Source organism: Streptomyces aurantiaciflavus (genome assembly GCF_049808595.1).
Taxonomy (GTDB): Bacteria; Actinomycetota; Actinomycetes; order Streptomycetales; family Streptomycetaceae; genus Streptomyces.
Genome location: NZ_JBNCAQ010000013.1, coordinates 16,798 through 34,383 on the forward strand (window position 1 = coordinate 16,798; position 17,586 = coordinate 34,383).

A 17,586-nucleotide genomic window follows, 5' to 3' on the forward strand; every position below is an offset into this window, starting at 1 on the left:
TCGCCCGCAACGCCCGGCTCAGAGCAGTCGCCGGATGTCGCCCCGGACCCGGTAGAAACCGCCGGCCGCCGTGTGCAGGGCGTCCACGACGTAGCGCGCTCCGGGCTCCCGTATGGCGCGCGGGAACTGGACGTTCCAGGAGGAGTCGTAACCCTCGGACACCACGTGCACCCGCATGCGGCCGTTCTCCTGGACGCATTCGACGACGACCGCTCCGGTGGGGGCCTGGGCGACGGTGGCCACCGCGGTGGCGGCCGTGGCCGGCGCGTAGGTGGGCAGGGCCGCGGCGAGCTTGACGTCCCGCGCCTGAGGCACCGTGCCCTCCTGCGCCGCGGAGATGGCCGCCTCGCTCGCGTCCACGCACACCAGTGAGCCGTCCGTGGTCACCAGATACAGCCGCTCGTCGCGGTACTGCATCGACAGAGCCGAGCCGCTGCCCGTGCCGAGCTTCCACAGACGCGTGCCGTCACGGTCGAAGCAGTAGACGGACGAAGCGGAGTCCCCGGCGAAGACGAACCGCCCGCTGGGCGAGGTGGCGCACGAGTACACCGCGCTGTCGCAGCTGTACGTGGCCTCGATCGCGCCGGTCGCCTTCGACAGCCGCTGGACCACGCGGTGCCCGGTTCCCGCGTACACGGCGTCGTCCTCCTGCCAGCCGAACAGGACACTGCCGCGGGTGGGCGTGTGCCACAGCTCGCCGCCGCCGTCGGGCGCGTAGGCGGTGACGCCCCGGTGGTGGCCGTGGTACACGGCCCGGTCGTCGGCGCGGATCATCCAGGCGTGCTCGCCCTGGCTGCGGCGGGCCCACTGGTGTTCGTCCTCGTGGTCGATGACGGTGATCCGGCCGTCGCGGTCGGAGACGTTGAGAACACCCTCGTGGATGTCCAGCCAGAAGATGTCGACGTCCGCCGCGATGTCGTACGCCGCGAACGGCAGCTTCGAGGACAGGTCGTAGACCCGGCCGTCGTCGCAGCCCGCGTAGATCCAGAAGTCGTCGGCCACCAGGCACTTCACCCCGTCCGGCAGGCTGAAGCGGGCCAGGACGCCACCGTCGTGGTCCAGGGTGTAGACGTCGCCCGCCTGGTTGCCGACCCAGCAGCGCTCGTCGTCGACGTGGATGCCGAACGCCGAGGATCCGGTGCGGAACCGCCACAGCACGGGGGCCACGGCGCGCGCGGTGGACGGCGCCGAGGTCACCTGACGCCGGGTCACCGCCCGCGGCGCTCGCTGCCCGGCGACGGCCGGCGCGTATCCCTTGCGGACCTTCTCCCCGACCTTCTTCGCGGCCGCGGCGCGCGCCTTCTCCACCGTGGGGAACGTCGTCGTCTGGGTCTGCCCGGCCGCGCCGATCCGCCCGTAACGCACCGTCACCACCAGGCCGTCGACCGCCACCTCGTAGAACTTGTGCGCGCCGCCGCCGTCCTCCGACAGCTCCAGATACGTCGTCGACGCGGTGGTGGACCCAGTGGACATGGCAGATTCCTCCCCGGAGCGGACCTGCGGCCTCTCCGCCAGGTCCCACTGCTCACACACCGTACGAGGAGCCACTGACAATCGCCCCGCCGCCGCCCGCCGCCGCGAGGGCGAGGCTTCGTGCCGTCAGTTCTCCAGTGCGGGAAGGGCGGTCAGACCGGTGTCGAGCATGATGCGGTCGACGGTCCGCTCCAGGGTGCTGTCGGCGCCGACGACGGTCTCGACGCCGCCGGGCAGCAGGTCGAGTTCCCGGTACCGGTCACGCAGGTCCGCCTCGCCGACCTCGTGGGCGATCGGCTTGGTGGCGTGCCGGACGAGGGTCTGCTCGAACGGCACGTGCAGGTAGTAGCCGTGGGTCACGCCGCGATGGTCGGCGCGCAGGCGCGCGAGCATGTCGCCGTAGTGGTCGGCGTAGAGGAGGCCTTCCAGGACGACGTGATAGCCGGCGTCCAGGGCGTAGCGGGCGACGGTGTCGATGAGGCCGATGTTCGCGGCGCCGGCCCGGTCACGTTCGCGCAGCACCACGCGACGGAGGTTGTCCTGGCCGACCAGGGCGAGGCCACGCCCGAACCGCTCCCGCAGCCCGGCCGCGACCGACGACTTTCCCGAGGCGCTGTTGCCGCGCAGGACGACCAGCCGGGTTTCTTCGGTGCCCACCATCACGGCGGTCAGGCTACCGGCGTGACGGTGGGATCGGGCGTGTGCGCGGTGAACGGACGCCGTACGACATACACACCGCGATTCGCGTGAAAACCCTTATTGATGACTTATTGACCTATGGTGATTCCGTGCGTGGAATTCTGTTGGCCGGAGGCACCGGCTCACGACTTTGGCCGCTGACCCGCTCGGTGTCGAAGCAGTTGCTGCCGGTCTTCGACAAACCCATGGTCTATTATCCGCTTTCCACGCTGGTGATGGCCGGCGTCCGGGAGATTCTGATCATCACCACCCCCGAGGACCAGAGCCAGTTCCGTCGACTGCTGGGCGACGGCAGTCAACTGGGTCTGCGGCTCACACACCTGGCACAGGAACGTCCGGCGGGCATCGCCCATGCCCTGGTGCTGGGCGCCGACTTCATCGGCGACGAGTCCGTCGCCCTGATTCTGGGCGACAACATCTTTCACGGAAGCGGCCTCGGCACCCGGTTGTCACGTCATGACGACGTGAAAGGCGGCAGGGTGTTCGCCTACCAGGTCGCCAACCCGTCGGCGTACGGCGTGGTCGAGTTCGACGAACAGGGCCGGGCGGTGTCCATCGAGGAGAAACCGGCCCGCCCCAGATCCCGGTACGCCGTGCCCGGACTGTACTTCTACGACAACCAGGCCGTGGACATCGCCCGCGGCCTGCGCCCCAGCCCCCGGGGCGAGTTGGAGATCACCGACCTCAACCGCGTCTATCTGGAGGCCGGGGCGCTGCATGTCACCCGGCTCGACCGAGGCACCGCCTGGCTGGACACCGGGACCTTCACCTCCATGGTCCAGGCCTCGGAGTTCGTCCGGGTCATCGAGGAGCGCCAGGGCCTCAAGGTCGGCTGCGTCGAGGAAGCGGTCTGGCGGGCCGGCCTGATCGACGACGACCGGCTCCGGGAACTCGCCCGGCCCCTGCTCAAGAGCGGGTACGGCCACTATCTGCTGGGGCTGCTGGACGATTCCCGGCACGTCGTCATGCCCCAGCGCGGCCCGGAGGTCGTGTGCGACACGAACGAACTGAGCAGCGGAAGGACGTAAGGACGTGAGACCGCTTGGTATCGAGGGAGCATGGGTGGACACACCCACCGTGTTCACGGACGACAGGGGTCGATTTCACGAGTGGTTCAAGGGCGGCTTCTTCCAGGACGCCGTCGGCCAGGGATTCCCACTCGAACAGGCCAACTGCTCCCGCTCCGCACGCGGCACTCTCCGCGGCATCCACTACGCGGCGGTCCCGCCAGGTCAGGCCAAGTACGTCACCTGCGTGAGCGGCGCCGTCCTCGACGTGGTGGTCGACATCCGAGTCGGCTCCCCGGGATTCGGGACCTGGGAGGCGGTTCGGCTCGACGACACGACGCATCGCTCCGTCTACCTCTCCGAGGGGCTGGGCCACGCCTTCATGGCATTGGAGGACAACTCCACCGTCGTCTATCTGTGTTCGCAGCGATACGCACCGCAGCGCGAGTTCGGGATCGACCCGCTCGATCCGGCGTTGGCCATCGCCTGGCCCGACGATCTCGCCCCGCTCCTTTCCGACAAGGACGCCGCGGCGCCCACGCTGGCGGAAGCCGAGCGGCAGGGCCTGCTTCCTTCGTTCGATGACTGCACCGCGTATCGCGGAACCCTCATGAGCGGCGTCCGAGAGGGCCGCTCCCTTTTGCCGCCCGAACGGGAGCCGGAGGCAACCAGGGGAAAGACGCTGGGAAAGTCAGCCGTTTGCGGGCCGAACTGAAGCCGCTCGGGTGATCCTCGCCCACAGGACGGGTCAAATTAGTCATATTTCATTCACGGCGAGTGAATGAATGTCGGCGTCCGTGGACGAAGGGGATGGGCACGCAAGCGATATGAAGCGCACCGAGTGCGCGCTTGCTGTCCGATCCCCTCCCAAACCGAGGAAGGTTCTCTTGAGCCGTAGAACGAGCCGAATTTCGCGCCTGAAGTCCGCCACCCTGGTGTCGGCGGGCGCGGCTGCCGTGGCGCTCAGCGTGGTGCCGAGCACCACGGCCATCGCTGAGGCCATGCACCAGCCCGGCGCCGACATCAGTGTGACGCAGCTGGGCACCCAGAAAGTGCCCACGGAGGCCATCGAGGACGCGGTCCGCCGGGCCGGTACCGACGGCATGGCGCCGGTGCGTCCTGCCGGCACCACGAGGTCCGCCATGGTCCGCGACCGTGGCCCTGAGGACCACGGCCGGGACTACGCGGACCGTGGCCTTGATGACCACGGGGACCGCGACCGTGGCCCGCAGGGCCCTCGCGGCCATGACGGCAAGCAGGGCAAGCCCGGAAAGCAGGGCCCGCGCGGCCCGCAGGGCGCCCAGGGCCCGCGCGGCCCCCAGGGTGCGCAGGGCGCGCAGGGCCCCCGCGGTCCGCAGGGCGCCCAGGGCGCGCAGGGTGCGCAGGGCGCCGTGGGAACCCAGGGTGCCCAAGGCGCTCAGGGTGCACAGGGAGCCCAGGGAGGCGCCGGCTTCCAGGGAGCCCAGGGTGCACAGGGTGCCCAAGGTGCACAGGGAGCCCAGGGAGGCGCGGGCGTCCAAGGAGCCCAGGGTGCGCAAGGCGCTCAGGGAGCCCAGGGAGCTCAGGGCGCCCAAGGAGCCCAGGGCGCACAGGGAGCCCAAGGCGCACAGGGAGCCCAGGGCGCGCAGGGTGCACAGGGTGCACAGGGTGCCCAAGGTGCCCAGGGTGCTCAGGGCGGGTTCGGCGGCATCACCGTGCGGACCAACACCATCGCCGACACCATGACGGCGACCGCGTCGTGCCTCGCCGGCGAAACCGTCGTCGGCGGTGGCTTCGTCACCGACACGGGAGCGGTCAGGATGGACTTCCCCTCGGGCGGTCCGCCGCCCACCGGGTGGACCGTCGGCACCACCTCGAACCAGACGATCACGGCCTTCGTGCTCTGCGCCACGTCGGCTTAACCCCCTGTGCGAGGGTGCCCCGAGGCTTCGGTCCCGGGGCACCGTCCGCGTTCCGTCCCGAAAGAGATCTCCGACAGTCATGCGCATCCTTGTGACCGGCGGCGCCGGATTCATCGGTTCCGAATACGTCCGGCAGCGGCTGAGCGCGGATCCGACCGCGCGGATCACCGTCCTCGACCACCTCACCTACTCGGGGGTCGAGGCCAATCTGGCATCGGTGGCGGAACACCCCGGACACACCTTCGTCCGGGGCGACATCTGCGATCCGGACGTGGTCGACCAGGTGATGGCGGGCCAGGACGCGGTGGTGCACTTCGCCGCCGAGTCGCACGTCGACCGGTCGATCGACGGGGCCGGTCCGTTCGTACGCACCAATGTGATGGGCACCCAGGTGCTCCTGGACGCGGCCCACCGGCACGGCGTCGGCCGCTTCGTCCATGTGTCCACCGACGAGGTGTACGGCTCCATCAGCGAAGGCTCGTGGACCGAGGACCAGCCCCTGGCGCCGAACTCCCCGTACTCCGCGTCGAAGGCCGGCTCCGACCTGCTGGCCCTCGCCCACCACCGCACCCATGGCCTGGACGTCGTCGTCACCCGCTGCACCAACAACTACGGGCCCCACCAGTTCCCCGAGAAACTCATCCCGCTCTTCATCACCCACCTGCTCGACGGGAAGACGGTCCCCCTCTACGGAGACGGCCGCAACCTCCGGGACTGGCTGCACGTCTCCGACCACTGCCGGGGCATCGACCTCGTCCTGCGCGGCGGCCGGGCCGGGGAGATCTACCACATCGGCGGCGGGACCGAGCTGAGCAACCACAAGCTCACGGGCCTGTTGCTGGACGCGCTCGGCGCGGACTGGGACCGGGTGGCCTACGTCGCCGACCGCAAGGGCCACGACCTGCGTTACTCGCTGGACGACAGCAAGATCCGCGAGCAGCTCGGCTACGCCCCGCTGGTGCCCTTCACGGAGGGGCTGGCCACCACGGTCGCCTGGTACCGCGACAACCGTTCCTGGTGGGAGCCGCTCAAGGAACGGGCCGCGTCGCGATGACCACCAAGTGGCTGGTGACCGGCGCACACGGGCTCCTCGGCCGGGATGTGCTGGCCGAGCTCGCCGGTGATCCGGAGGTCCTGGTGACGGGACTCAGCCGGGACCGGCTCGACATCACCGATCCGGCCGCCGTGCGCGCGGCCGTCGCCGGTCACGAGGTGGTCGTCAACTGCGCCGCCTGGACGGACGTCGACGGCGCCGAGCGGTCCGAGGCGGCGGCCACGGCCGTGAACGGCACAGGCGTCCGCCACCTCGCACGCGCCTGCGCGGACGGCGGAGCGATCCTGCTGCACGTCTCGACCGACTACGTGTTCCCGGGCGACGCCTGCCGGCCGTACCGCGAGGACGCGCCGACGGGGCCCGTCAACGCGTACGGGCGGAGCAAACTCGCGGGGGAACGGGCAGTCGCCGAACTGCTGCCGCACACCGGCTACGTCGTGCGCACCGCCTGGCTCTACGGCGGGCACGGCCCCAACTTCGTGGCCACCGTGCTGGAACTCGCCGCCCGGCGCGCGACCCTGGACGTGGTGGCCGACCAGCACGGTCAGCCGACCTGGTGCCGTGCGCTCGCCTGCCGGCTGGCCGCCCTCGGCCGTGCCGCGCTGGCCGGCCGGGCGCCGGCGGGCGTCTATCACGGCACGGCCGCGGGCCACACCACCTGGTGCGGACTGGCGCGTGAGACCTTCCGCCTCTGCGGCCTCGACCCCGAACGGATCCGCCCGGTCGGCTCGGAGAAGTTCCCTCGCCCTGCCGCGCGTCCGGCGTTCGGCGTACTCGGCCACGACAACTGGCGACGGGCCGGCCTCGCCCCCCTCCCACGGTGGGACGACCAGCTGGCCTCGGCCCTGAAGCTGCCCGCCTTCGCCACTCTGTCCGCCGCGGCGCGATCCGCGGAACGGGCCCGGTCCTAGACGAGCAGCGGGCCGCCGCACCGTTCGGTGCCGTCCTTCATCGCGATGAGGTTGGCGACCACGTACGAGATGTTCTTCTCGGAGTGCCACTCGGACGGGAAGTAGGTGGCCAGCCGTGAACTCTGGAACCTGGCCTCGAGGTCGGGCACGAACGCGCGGTACGCGTTGTCCGTGTAGTACCAGAACGAGTTCTCGTTGTAGTACGCGACATGACTCGGGTCCTGGTAGGCGCCGCGGCCGTCGGAGCTGGGCGTCGTGGTGAGGAGCATGCCGCCGGGTGCGAGCAGCCGGTACAGCTCGTTGATCAGCGGCACCTTCGCGGGCACGTGCTCGAGGAAGTTCACGGCCCGCATCAGGCCGACGGAGTCGTCGGGCAGGTCCAGCTTGCCGGGCAGGGTCGCGACGATGTCGACGCCCTTGCCCGGGCGCTTGTCCACGCCCACGTAACCGGGCGGCTTGCGGTGGGCCGCGCCGAGATCCAGCGCGATCAGTCCCTTGCGGTGGGTCCAGGCGAGGGCGTTGGCCTCGATGTACTTGTCGTAGAGGGCGACCGTCTCGCGCTGGATGTGCGCGTTGATCTCCGGGTCCCGTTGGGTGTTCGCGGGGTGCATCCGCTGGAGGTACAGGCAGCGGGGGATGTGGTGGAAGTCGCCGACGTGGAACAGACGGCACATCAGGTCCTGGTCGTCCAGGACGGTACGGGCGGCGTCGTATCCGCCGGCCTTCACATAGGCGTCCTTGCGGAACGCCCGGACATGGTTGGGCGCGTACCAGATGTAGGAGACGTTGTGCGGGGTCGGAGCCATGGATCTGACCTGGAGCAGTTTGCGGCCGTCGACGCGGACGTCCTCGTAGTGCCAGCCGTGCGCCTCGTTGAAACGGCTGTCGTCCCGTTTCCCGTCCTCGGTGATCTGCGCGGTGTTGCTGTAGACGAAGACGGCCTCGGGATGGGCGTCGAAGGCCTTGCCGAGTTCTGCCAGGCACGCCTTCGCGAACAGGTCGTCGTGGTCGAGTTCCACGAGGATCTCGCCGCGCGCCAGTTCACAGGCCCTGCGCTTCGCCGCGCCGACGCCGACGATGTCGTCCGCGATCTCCAGCCGGATCCTCTCGTCGGGATGCTCCGGTCGCCACCGGGCGCCGTTGTTGAGCAGGACGATCCACTCCCAGTCCGAACAGGTCTGCGCCTGCAGCGTCGCCAGGCACTCGTCCAGGAAACGGGGCCGGTGAGTGGGCGTGAAGACGGAGAACCTCGGGGTGGCGGTCGACGTCATCTGGTGCTCCCTACTTGGCTCGATGTCGGTGAGTGACTTACGAAATCCCGTGATTCCGCCGGTACTCGAGAACCCGGCGAAGAACCGGTCGCGACGGACGGATCGAGCCACCGTCATGTCCCCCGACGTTACGATCGCGCGCTGATGACCTCGCCGTTCGGCAGGCGACGGCGAGGTGCAGACCACCCGAATGCACGCTCCGGAGACGCGCGATCGACCGGCCGTCGTCCCGCCCACGGACACGGCGGCGGCGTCCCCCACCGGCGCACGCGGCCTCGGAGCCCTGCCGGCGGCGGTGCGGCGGCCGCTCCGCCCGACCGGAGCCCGTCATTCCCACCCCCGCCCCTCAAACCCTCTGAGCATCGTGTGTCATACTCGGCGCCGCTTGTAGCAAGATCTGACCGGGGGGGTCCCACTGCGCGCCATTTCCTTGGACGCCCCCTATCTGGACACGGACGCGGATCAGCTCTGCTTCTCCCTGGACCTGCCCGAGCGGCCGGCGCTCGCCGAACGCGCGGTGACGGTGGGCGGGCTCGACGTGCGACTGCGCCTGCTCGGCGCCTCGCACCAGGTGTTCGCCGGCCCCGTGCGGGAGACCGTGGCGTGCCTGCGGGGCACGGTGAGAGGCCTGCCCGCGACGCACACCCGGCATCTGCCCGGCTGGACCTACGACTTCGGCGCCGAGACCCGGCGACTGGACCCCGAGGAGTTCAGCGCCCGGGTGGCGCGGATCCTCGGCCGGGTCGCCGCCACCGAGGACAGCCTGTGCGGAGTCTTCCCGGGTTCGCCGGAGGCGCTGACGGCCGTGGTCGTCGAGGCGGCCGACGGCCCGCCCGGCCGCGGGCTGGTCTGGCGCACCTGGCACACCTATCCGCAGAACGGCCAGATCGTATCGACGCACACCCGGCTGGAGGCCCGATGAAGAGCGCCCGACTCATCCGCGGAGCGGTGGCGGCCGTGCTGGCCGCGGCTCTGCTCACCGCCTGCTCATCCGACGGGGAGGCGGGGGTGCCGCGCGGCTGGATCAGGGACACGTACACCGCGGGCGGGGCGGGCTGGGTCGACCCGGACAGCACCCCGACCCAGGTCGCCGACGCGATCCACAAGCAGCGCAAGGCCCTCGACCGCGCTTCCGGCGACCGTATGGAGTTCCTGCGCTACGGCGACGACATGGTCACCGTCTCGCCGTACCGCAACGGCAGCCAGATAGAGGTCGAGGACTACCGGGGCGGCTACCACCGCCACAGCCAGTACCTCGGCTACTGGCCCGACCCGGACAGTGCCAGCTTCCGCGGCGGCGGCCCCGGCGAAGGCAAATGACGCCCACCCGGGTGAACCGGCCTCACCGTCACGTGCCCCCCAGACCCTGACGACGCCCTGAAGAAAGGCAACGCAGTGACCGAGATCTTCGAGTCGACCGGCCAGGCCCTGCTCTACGGAGTGGTGGGCCTCGCCGTGATGGCCGCCGGCTTCATCGCCCTCGACCTCGTCACGCCCGGCAAGCTCTTCCATGTGGTGTGGACGGACCGCAACCGCGGCGCGGCCGTCCTGCTGGGCAGCCAGTCCCTCGCCGTGGGCCTGGTCATCATGGAGGCCATCCGGGCCAGCGAGTCCGAGGAGGGGCTGGGCTACGGCCTGGTGAGCACGCTTCTGTACGGGCTGGCCGGCGTGCTGGTGATGACGCTGGTCGGGATCGTGATCGGCCTGCTCACTCCCGGCCAGATGGGCGCGGTCGTCCTCGACGACAACGACGGCCGTCCGCACCCCGCCGCCTGGGTCCAGGCCGGCATGTACCTGGGCACCGCCGTCATGGTCGGCGCGGCACTCTCCTGAGCACGGCACCCATGAGCGCCACCACCCTGCCCGACGCCGCGGCACCGTCCCGCCCCCCGGCCGTACGCCACTCCCGGGGGGCGCGCTTCCTCCTGCTGCTCTCCGTCTTCCTCTGCGCGGCCTGCGGCCTCGTGTACGAGCTGGCGCTCACCGCGTTGGGCAGCTACCTCATCGGCAACTCCGTGCTGCAGACCTCCGTGGTCATCTCCGTGATGGTCTTCGCGATGGGCGTCGGCTCACTCGCCGCGAAACCGCTGCGCCGTCGTGCGGTGGGCGCGTTCGCGCTGGTGGAGGGGGCACTGGCGCTGGTCGGCGGGCTGTCCGTGCTGGTGCTGTACGCGGCGTTCGCCTGGCTGCAGCTCTACACGCCCGCGATGGTCGTGATCGCGCTGGTGGTCGGGCTGCTGATCGGGGCCGAGATACCGCTGCTCATGACGCTGTTGCAGCGGATCCGGCGGCAGGAGGCGGGCAGCGCCGTCGCCGACATGTTCGCCGTCGACTACATCGGGGCGCTCGTGGGCGGGCTGTGCTTCCCGCTGCTGCTCCTGCCGACGTTCGGTCAGTTGAAGGGCGCGCTGGTGGTCGGCGCGGTGAACGCGGTGGCCGGCGTCATCGTGGTGGTGTTCATCTTCCGCCGGCAGACCCGGCGTTTCGTCCGGATCGGTCTGCTCGCCGGCGTCACGGCGGTGCTGGCCGTGCTCGGCACGGCGTACGTGCTGGCGGACGACCTGGAGGTGACCGCACGGCAGCAGATGTACCGGGACCCGATCGTCCACGCCGAGACGACGGCGTACCAGGAGATCGTCGTCACCCGCTCCACCGGCTTCACGGGCGATCCGGACATGCGGCTCTTCCTCAACGGAGACCTGCAGTTCAGCTCCGTGGACGAGTACCGCTACCACGAGTCGCTCGTCCACCCCACGCTGTCGGGCCGCCGGGGCAACGTGCTGATCATGGGCGGCGGCGACGGGCTGGCGCTGCGCGAGGTGCTGCGCTACGCCGACGTGCGGCAGGTGACCCTCGTCGAACTGGATCCGGCGATGACCCGGCTGGCACGCGACTTCGAGCCGCTGCACGAGCTGAACGACGGGGCGCTGGACGACCCGAGGGTCGAGGTGGTCAACGCCGACGCCTTCAACTGGCTGCGCGGCGCCCGGCAGCGCTACGACGCGGTCGTCGTCGACTTCCCCGACCCGGACACGGCGGCGCTGGCCAAGCTGTACTCGGTGGAGTTCTACCACCTGCTCGGCCAGGTCCTGACGCCGCAGAGCAAGGTGATGGTGCAGGGCGGGTCGCCGTTCTTCGCGCCGAAGACGTTCTGGTCGATCGCGGCGACGATCGAGGCGGCGGGGTACGCGACCACCGAATTCCAGGTCGACGTGCCGAGCTTCGGCAACTGGGGCTTCGTGCTGGCCACCCCCGGCGGCGGCACGCCCCCACCCCTGCGGCTGGCGCCGGACGTGCCGCGGCTGCGTTACCTGGACGACGCGGTGCTGAAGGCGGCGACGGTGTTCCCCGTCGACCGCCGCCGCGAGGACGTACGGCCGAGCACGCTGATGGACCCGGCGGTGCTGGAGTACGTGCAGAACGAGTGGGAGAACTACTGAGCCTGCAGTGAGCCCGCGCGGCTCCTGCGGCGGCGACCAGTGCGCCGGTCAGTCGAAATACGATTCGAGGGTGCCGCGACGCCGGATGTCGAGCGTCGCGCAGTGGAACGAGCCGCCGAACGGCGCGTAGTGCAGCAGGTCGCACGGAATGGGCTCGAATCCCCATCCTTCGAGGGCGCGCAGCATGTCGGTGTGGTGCCGTTCCGCGATCACCCGCTTCTCGTCGACCATGAGGATGTTCATGTTGAGCCATTTGCCGCACATCGAGGTGACCTTGAGCAGGCGGTCGTTGATGCGGTTGGGCTTGGGGGCGACCAGGACGTCCCAGGACTTCAGCACGTCGGGCAGGCGGTCGACGTCGATGTATTCGGGATTGACCAGCACCTTGCCCGGCGCGAGCAGAAGGAACGTCGTGTCGATGTGCATGGGCGTGCGGCAGCGGCTCTCGATCTCGTGGATGCGGTAGCCGGGTCCGAGATGGCGGCGCAACCAGTCGATGCCCATCTGGTTGGTGACGTTGCTCCGCGTCACGAAGAGATCGCGCCCGGCGCGCACGAAATCCGCCGCGTCGAACACCGGCTCGAACTCGGTGAGGATGTAGCGCATGGGCTCACCCTCCTTGGGAGTACGGAAGTCCGCCTCGAACAGTTCGTCGGTGAGCTGCGGTTTGGGCGCCGCCGTCCAGCGCGCGCCACGCCGGAAATAGTCCTTGAGGAGCTCGCGATAGGAGTGGGTCTCGAAATAGCGGCACGGCCAGGCCATCGGGGTCTCGATGATCTCGTCGCCGATGACGAGCATGCTGTCGCGCGGGCAGGTGTTGCAGAAGCCGCGCGACGACCAGTCGGGAGTGCCGAAGCGTCGCCTGTGGTCGACCGCGTCCGGGCGCCTCACCGTGACGCCGAGCGACTGCAGGAGCGTGATGAACTGATCGAGCTCCTGCTGGGCGCGCTCGATCAGGATGCGCGGGTACTTGAACCCGGCGGCGACGCCCTGCAGCCGCGCCGCCCACGGTGGGATGTTGCAGGACACGACCGGATGGCCGGACGGAATCGTCGCGCCTTCGAGGCGTCCGACGACGATCTCCTCCAGCGGGTCCCACTCGTTGTGTGAACCGACCGGAGAAACACGGGATTCCGCGGCGTGGGAAGACGTCTGGGTGTCGTCGCCCTCCGCTGCCGACCGAACGCTGAGCCTCTGCACTACCGCCACCTTTGATCGCTTTCGATCGCGACAGCCCCGTCCAGTCCACGAATGCCCCGTGCCGGGTGGATGACACCAGGCTGCTGGACGACGGCAGCGCTCGCCCGGCACACCGGGCCACGGATACTCCGTCCGGCCCAAGACTCCGCTGCGGCAGGCGCGCCCGGGCTCGGCGGTACGGGACTCGGCCGAGGAGCCCGGTCTCCCCCGCTGTCCCCGTGCGTTCACGTGGCCGGTGCGGCGTCCCGCGCAGTCCTGCGGTCGCCGGTTCCGGGTGCTTCGGGCGGGGTGGTGCGGTGAGCGCGTTCGACGGCCTGGCCCCAGTACGTTCCGGCGACGATCAGCGTGGCCCCGAGGAGGGAGAGCACGGTGAGACGCTCGTCGCCGAAGCCGATGCCGACCAGGACGGCCCAGACCGGTTCGGTGCCCAGGAGGAGGCTGGCCCGGGTCGCGGAGGTGCGCTGCACCGCCCAGGTCTGGGCGAGGAAGGCGAACACGCTGCAGAACAGGGCGAGATGGACGAGCTGGGCCCAGGTCGCCGCGTCGGCCCGGGCGAGATCCGGCAGTCCGCCCGCCGCGGGCAGGAGGAACAGCGCCGTACCGACGACGCTCTGTACGGCCGTCAGATGCAGCGGGCGCAGCGTCCGGCCCTCGGTGACCCGTCCGACGAGCACCACATGCGCAGCCCGGACCACCGCTGCGGCGAGCATCAGCAGATCACCGGCTCCGGGGGCGCGCAGTCCGTCGCCGGCCACGAGCAGACCGACGCCCCCGACGCACAGACCGGCGGCGAGGAAGAACCGCGCCGGCGGTCCGCCCCGGCGTCCCGCACGGTCCAGGAGCGGTGTGAGGACGAGGGTGAGGCTGATGATCAGGCCCGCGTTGGCCGCGCTGGTGTGCGCGACGCCGTACGTCTCCAGTACGAGGACGGCGGCCTGGGTGACACCGAGGAGGAGGCCGTACCTGATCTCGTCCCGGGTGAGGGACCGGGGTCGCCGTGCTGCGGCGACGACCGCGACGCAGGCGACGGCGGAGAGGGCGTAGCGCAGGAACAGGACGATCAACACCGAAGTGGCGTCCGTGGCCGCCTTCGCCGTCAGGTAACTGGAGCCCCAGACGACGGCGACGGCCAGGAGCACCACATCCGTACGACGGGTGGCTGGCATGGCGCCCACGATCCACGACCAGGAATGTGAAGTAAACGACCAGTTGCTCAACCAACCCTTTAGCGAAGCTACACTCGGCCCGTGGACGAGAGACAGCTGCGTGTCCTGCGGGAGCTGGGCGAGCTGGGAAGTGTCACCGCGGTCGCGGAGGCGCTGCGGGTGACGCCCTCGGCGATCTCCCAGCAACTCCGGCTGCTGCAGCGTTCGATCCCCGTCCCGCTCACCGAGCGCGACGGACGGCGGCTGGTCCTGACGGCCGCCGGGCAGGCCCTGGCCGACGCGGCGATCGGGGTGGAGACGGCGCTGGCGCGGGCGCGTCACGCGATCGACGCGTTCGTGGAGGAGCCCGACGGCGCTGTGTCCGTGGCGGCCTTCCACAGCGGAGCCGCGGCGCTCTATCCCCTGCTGCTGCGGCGTCTGCGCGCCCCGGGATCCCCCCGGCTCGCCCTCCATGACGAGGACGTCGCGCAGGAGGACTTTCCGCCCCTGACCCGCCACTACGACCTGGTCATCGCCCACCGGCTCGACCACGCGCCGCCGTGGCCCCGGACCGCGACGGTCACCCCCCTGCTGCGCGAGCCCCTGGACGTCGCCCTGCCCGCCGATCACCCCCTGGCCTCGAAGCCCCGCCTGACCCCTCGCGACGTCGCCGACCAGCCCTGGATCACCGTTCACGACGGCTTTCCGCTCATGGCCACCGTCGAGGCCGTCTCCGCGGCCGCCGGCCGACGGCTCGACATCGCCCATCGCGTCAACGAGATATCGGTGGTCGCCGAGTTGGTCGCCGCCGGCGGCGGAGTCGCCCTGATGCCGCGCTGGACGGCCCGCCCGCACCCGGCCGTGGTCCTCAGACCGCTCAGCGGCATCCACGCCCGCCGCCACATCGACGTGCTGCACCGCCCCGAGCGTGTGGCGCGCCGGGCCGTGCGGACGGTGCTGGCGGAACTGTCGCGCGCGGCGGAAACCGTTCGGAGCCGGGGCGGCGAGGCCGGTGAGCGGGAAGACGCCGGTGAGCCGGAGGCAGAGGGGTAGCGCGTTCTCCGTCTCACCCGACACCGGTGGCGCGGGACGTAGCGTGGCTCGCACAGCAAGGCGGATGCACACGACGGTCGACCTCATGGTGGCGTGATGTGTTGGAGTGCTACGGCCGATCTCGTGGCGGGTGCCGGTGTCGCGGCCGTCGGGGTGGCCTGTGCGGCGCGGCTGCGCAGCCGCCGGGACCTGCCGCTCGCCGCACTGCCGCTGTTGCTCGGGGCGCACCAGATCGTCGAGTCGGTGGTCTGGCACTCGGGTGGGGGCAGCGGACCCGCCACCGTCGTCTGGGCCGTCATCGCGCTGCCGCTGCTGGCCGTGTGGGTGCCCGTGGGAGTGTGGTGTGCCGCCCCACCGCACGCCCGGCGCCGCCTGGCGGTCCCTCTCACCGTCGGAACCGTGACCGCCGCGGTGCTCGCGTACGGCCTGGTGACCAGCCCGGTGACGGCCGAGATCCGTGGCCGCACGGTCGGCTACGCACTCGACGTCCCGTATCCGCCGGTGCTCGTCGCGGGCTACCTCCTGGCCACCGTGGGCTCTCTGCTGCTGTCCGGCGACGGGCGGCTTCTGGTGCTGGGGGTTCTGGCCGCGGTGGGCGCGCTGGTGTGCTGGGCGCTGTGGCGGCTGGAGTTCGTCTCGACCTGGTGCGCGTTCGCGGCGCTGTGCTCGGTGGTGCTGCTGGGCTGGGTTCGGGCACGGCCGGCCCCGGTGGGCTGCCTCTGACGCCTGCTCGGCGCGGCGACGTTCTGCGGCGACACGTTCAGCCGTCCGCCTTGATCCTCTTCATGGTGAGGTGGGATTCGAGGCGCAGGACGGCGGGCAGGCCGCTGAGCTTGCCGGTGAGGAAGGCCTCGTAGGCGGCGTGGTCGGCCACGGCCACGCGGAGGAAGTAGTCGGGGCGGCCGTACATGCGGCGGAACTCGACGACCTCCTCGTAGGAGGCCACGGTGTCCTCGAACTCCTCGACGGTCTTGCGGTCCTGGGCGTAGATCTCGACGTCGACGAGTACCTCCAGGCCGCGGCCCAGGGCCTCGGGATCGACGACGGCCCGGTATCCGGTGATGACACCCGCCTCTTCCAGTCGCTTGACCCGGCGCAGGCAGGGCGGCGGGGTCAGTCCGACCCGCTTGGCGAGCTCCACGTTGGTCAGTCGCCCGTCCTGACGCAGGTGAAACAAAATTTCACGGTCCAAGGCATCGAGGCTGGTTTCATTTCCCACGAAGTGATCATAGAGCCATAATCAGCAACCATATGAGCGCTCGTTCTTCATAAAATGTCGACATGTGCACAAGCCCCGCCGTCGCCGGTGGCCGGACCCGTCCGGCCCCCGCCCCTCCCTCCCGGACCTCCGAGGCCCGGGCCGCTCTCGAGGACTCCGCCTCCGTGGGGCTGGGTTTCCTGCCGCTCGGTCTCGCCTTCGGGGCACTCGTCGTCCAGTCCGGTCTCGACTGGTGGTGGGCGGGACTGTCCGCCGCGCTGATCTACGGCGGGTCGTTCGAGTTCCTGCTCATCGGCATGGTCACCGCCGTCGCCCCCCTCGCGTCGATCGCCGCGACCGCCTTCATGGTGAACGTCCGCCATGTCTTCTACGCGCTGTCCTTCCCCCTGCACCGCGTGCCGGGTCGCCTCGCCAAGACGTACAGCACCTTCGCCCTGTGCGACGAGGCGTACGCCCTGACCTCGAGCGAGCGTGCGCGCACCTGGTCCAGCGGGCGCATCCTGTGGCTGCAGTTCTTCATGCACCTGTACTGGGCCGGGAGCGCGACCGCCGGAGCCCTGCTCGGTTCCCTCATCCCGGACGGCGTCACCGGCCTGGACTTCGCTCTGACCGCCCTGTTCACCGTCCTCGCCCTCGACGCCCTCCGGGACCTGCGGGGCGACCTGCCCACCCCGCTGCTCGCCCTGCTGAGCGCCCTGGCCGCCCGGCTCCTGTTCCCCGGCCAGATGCTCCTGGCCGCGTTCGCCCTCTTCACCGCCGGGCTCCTGGCCCGCCACCTCTCCACCGGCAGGAAGCCGAGCCATGACTGACACCCACCACGCCCTCGCCGCCATCGCCGTCGCCGCCGCCGTGACCTGGGCCTTGCGCGCCCTCCCCTTCGCCGTCCTCGCCCCGCTCCGGGCGAGCGGCACCGTCCAGTACCTCAGCACCCGTATGCCCGCCGGCGTCATGGTGATCCTGGTCGTGTACTGCCTCCGCGACCTCCCCCTCACCCAGGCCCGCGCCGTCGCCCCGGTGGCCGCCCTCTGCGTCACCGTCGGGCTGCACCTGTGGCGCCGCAACGCCCTGCTGAGCATCCTCGGCGGCACGGCCGTCCACGTCGCGCTGGCCAGCACGGTCTTCGCGGCGACATGAGCTCTCCCGGCACGGCCTTTCTCGGCTCGAACCGTCCCTTCCGGCGGTGCCGGCGGGCACACTACGGTCGTGGCGCGCG

Annotated in this window: 19 protein-coding genes; 13 read left to right on the forward strand and 6 right to left on the reverse strand. The window is 70.6% G+C overall.

All coding sequences use genetic code 11. From position 1 onward, the window contains the following. Positions 1 to 18: 18 nt before the first annotated feature. Both ACPT94_RS17365 and ACPT94_RS17370 read right to left on the reverse strand, forming a co-directional pair. Complete coding sequence (locus ACPT94_RS17365) at positions 19 to 1,473, reverse strand: WGR domain-containing protein (protein WP_360344182.1); 1,455 nt, start codon at positions 1,471 to 1,473, stop codon at positions 19 to 21. Between the two features lie 126 nt (positions 1,474 to 1,599). After that, entirely contained in the window at positions 1,600 to 2,133 is a 534-nt protein-coding gene (locus tag ACPT94_RS17370; RefSeq protein ID WP_425246303.1) for a P-loop NTPase family protein, read from the reverse strand. 128 nt (positions 2,134 to 2,261) lie between these two features. Between ACPT94_RS17370 and rfbA the strand changes: the two genes are divergently transcribed. From rfbA to rfbD, 5 genes are all read left to right on the forward strand, one after another. Beyond that, entirely contained in the window at positions 2,262 to 3,200 is a 939-nt protein-coding gene (rfbA, locus tag ACPT94_RS17375; protein WP_425246230.1) for a glucose-1-phosphate thymidylyltransferase RfbA, read from the forward strand. A 4-nt stretch (positions 3,201 to 3,204) separates the two neighbouring features. Then, positions 3,205 to 3,894 carry a dTDP-4-dehydrorhamnose 3,5-epimerase family protein gene (locus tag ACPT94_RS17380; protein WP_425246231.1) on the forward strand — a complete coding sequence of 230 codons (690 nt, stop codon included), beginning with the start codon at positions 3,205 to 3,207 and terminating at the stop codon, positions 3,892 to 3,894. 172 nt (positions 3,895 to 4,066) lie between these two features. Continuing rightward, positions 4,067 to 5,080, forward strand: a complete 1,014-nt coding sequence (locus ACPT94_RS17385) for a hypothetical protein (RefSeq protein ID WP_425246232.1) — start codon at positions 4,067 to 4,069, stop codon at positions 5,078 to 5,080. 79 nt (positions 5,081 to 5,159) lie between these two features. Then, positions 5,160 to 6,134 (forward strand): dTDP-glucose 4,6-dehydratase, encoded by a 975-nt coding sequence (gene rfbB / locus ACPT94_RS17390; protein WP_425246233.1) that lies wholly within the window; start codon positions 5,160 to 5,162, stop codon positions 6,132 to 6,134. Beyond that, positions 6,131 to 7,045 (forward strand): dTDP-4-dehydrorhamnose reductase, encoded by a 915-nt coding sequence (rfbD, locus tag ACPT94_RS17395; RefSeq protein ID WP_425246234.1) that lies wholly within the window; start codon positions 6,131 to 6,133, stop codon positions 7,043 to 7,045. The genes rfbB and rfbD overlap by 4 nt, the downstream gene beginning before the upstream one ends. Here rfbD and ACPT94_RS17400 read toward each other — a convergent pair. Further along, positions 7,042 to 8,316: a glycosyltransferase gene (locus ACPT94_RS17400; RefSeq protein ID WP_425246235.1), complete on the reverse strand. Its 1,275-nt coding sequence runs from the start codon at positions 8,314 to 8,316 to the stop codon at positions 7,042 to 7,044. The genes rfbD and ACPT94_RS17400 overlap by 4 nt on opposite strands. Positions 8,317 to 8,731: 415 nt before the next feature. On the opposite strand from ACPT94_RS17400, the gene ACPT94_RS17405 reads away from it, so the two are divergent. From ACPT94_RS17405 to ACPT94_RS17420, 4 genes are all read left to right on the forward strand, one after another. Continuing rightward, entirely contained in the window at positions 8,732 to 9,238 is a 507-nt protein-coding gene (locus tag ACPT94_RS17405; RefSeq protein ID WP_360344277.1) for a DUF2617 family protein, read from the forward strand. Continuing rightward, positions 9,235 to 9,636, forward strand: coding sequence for a DUF4247 domain-containing protein (locus tag ACPT94_RS17410; RefSeq protein WP_360344161.1), 402 nt, complete (start codon positions 9,235 to 9,237; stop codon positions 9,634 to 9,636). Before ACPT94_RS17405 ends, ACPT94_RS17410 begins: the two co-directional genes overlap by 4 nt. A gap of 75 nt (positions 9,637 to 9,711) precedes the next feature. Then, positions 9,712 to 10,149 (forward strand): DUF350 domain-containing protein, encoded by a 438-nt coding sequence (locus ACPT94_RS17415; RefSeq protein WP_360344158.1) that lies wholly within the window; start codon positions 9,712 to 9,714, stop codon positions 10,147 to 10,149. Between the two features lie 11 nt (positions 10,150 to 10,160). Next, positions 10,161 to 11,756, forward strand: coding sequence for a polyamine aminopropyltransferase (locus tag ACPT94_RS17420; protein WP_360344155.1), 1,596 nt, complete (start codon positions 10,161 to 10,163; stop codon positions 11,754 to 11,756). A 48-nt stretch (positions 11,757 to 11,804) separates the two neighbouring features. Here ACPT94_RS17420 and ACPT94_RS17425 read toward each other — a convergent pair whose 3' ends face one another. After that, positions 11,805 to 12,956, reverse strand: coding sequence for an amidinotransferase (locus tag ACPT94_RS17425; RefSeq protein WP_425246236.1), 1,152 nt, complete (start codon positions 12,954 to 12,956; stop codon positions 11,805 to 11,807). A gap of 224 nt (positions 12,957 to 13,180) precedes the next feature. After that, complete coding sequence (locus ACPT94_RS17430) at positions 13,181 to 14,122, reverse strand: DMT family transporter (RefSeq protein WP_425246237.1); 942 nt, start codon at positions 14,120 to 14,122, stop codon at positions 13,181 to 13,183. Between the two features lie 81 nt (positions 14,123 to 14,203). Between ACPT94_RS17430 and ACPT94_RS17435 the strand changes: the two genes are divergently transcribed. Continuing rightward, on the forward strand, positions 14,204 to 15,154 hold the full coding sequence (locus ACPT94_RS17435; RefSeq protein WP_360344146.1) for a LysR family transcriptional regulator: 951 nt from the start codon (positions 14,204 to 14,206) through the stop codon (positions 15,152 to 15,154). Between the two features lie 96 nt (positions 15,155 to 15,250). Beyond that, a complete protein-coding gene (locus tag ACPT94_RS17440; RefSeq protein WP_360344143.1) occupies positions 15,251 to 15,877 on the forward strand; it encodes a DUF6629 family protein in 627 nt (208 codons plus the stop codon). A gap of 37 nt (positions 15,878 to 15,914) precedes the next feature. Here the strand turns inward: ACPT94_RS17440 and ACPT94_RS17445 are convergent, their stop codons facing one another. Next, positions 15,915 to 16,373, reverse strand: coding sequence for an Lrp/AsnC family transcriptional regulator (locus ACPT94_RS17445; RefSeq protein ID WP_425246238.1), 459 nt, complete (start codon positions 16,371 to 16,373; stop codon positions 15,915 to 15,917). A 62-nt stretch (positions 16,374 to 16,435) separates the two neighbouring features. Here ACPT94_RS17445 and ACPT94_RS17450 point away from each other — a divergent pair, with 62 nt between their 5' ends. Both ACPT94_RS17450 and ACPT94_RS17455 read left to right on the forward strand, forming a co-directional pair. Beyond that, positions 16,436 to 17,182 (forward strand): AzlC family ABC transporter permease, encoded by a 747-nt coding sequence (locus ACPT94_RS17450; protein WP_425246239.1) that lies wholly within the window; start codon positions 16,436 to 16,438, stop codon positions 17,180 to 17,182. Continuing rightward, complete coding sequence (locus ACPT94_RS17455; protein WP_360344134.1) at positions 17,175 to 17,507, forward strand: branched-chain amino acid transporter permease; 333 nt, start codon at positions 17,175 to 17,177, stop codon at positions 17,505 to 17,507. Before ACPT94_RS17450 ends, ACPT94_RS17455 begins: the two co-directional genes overlap by 8 nt. Positions 17,508 to 17,586: the final 79 nt, after the last annotated feature.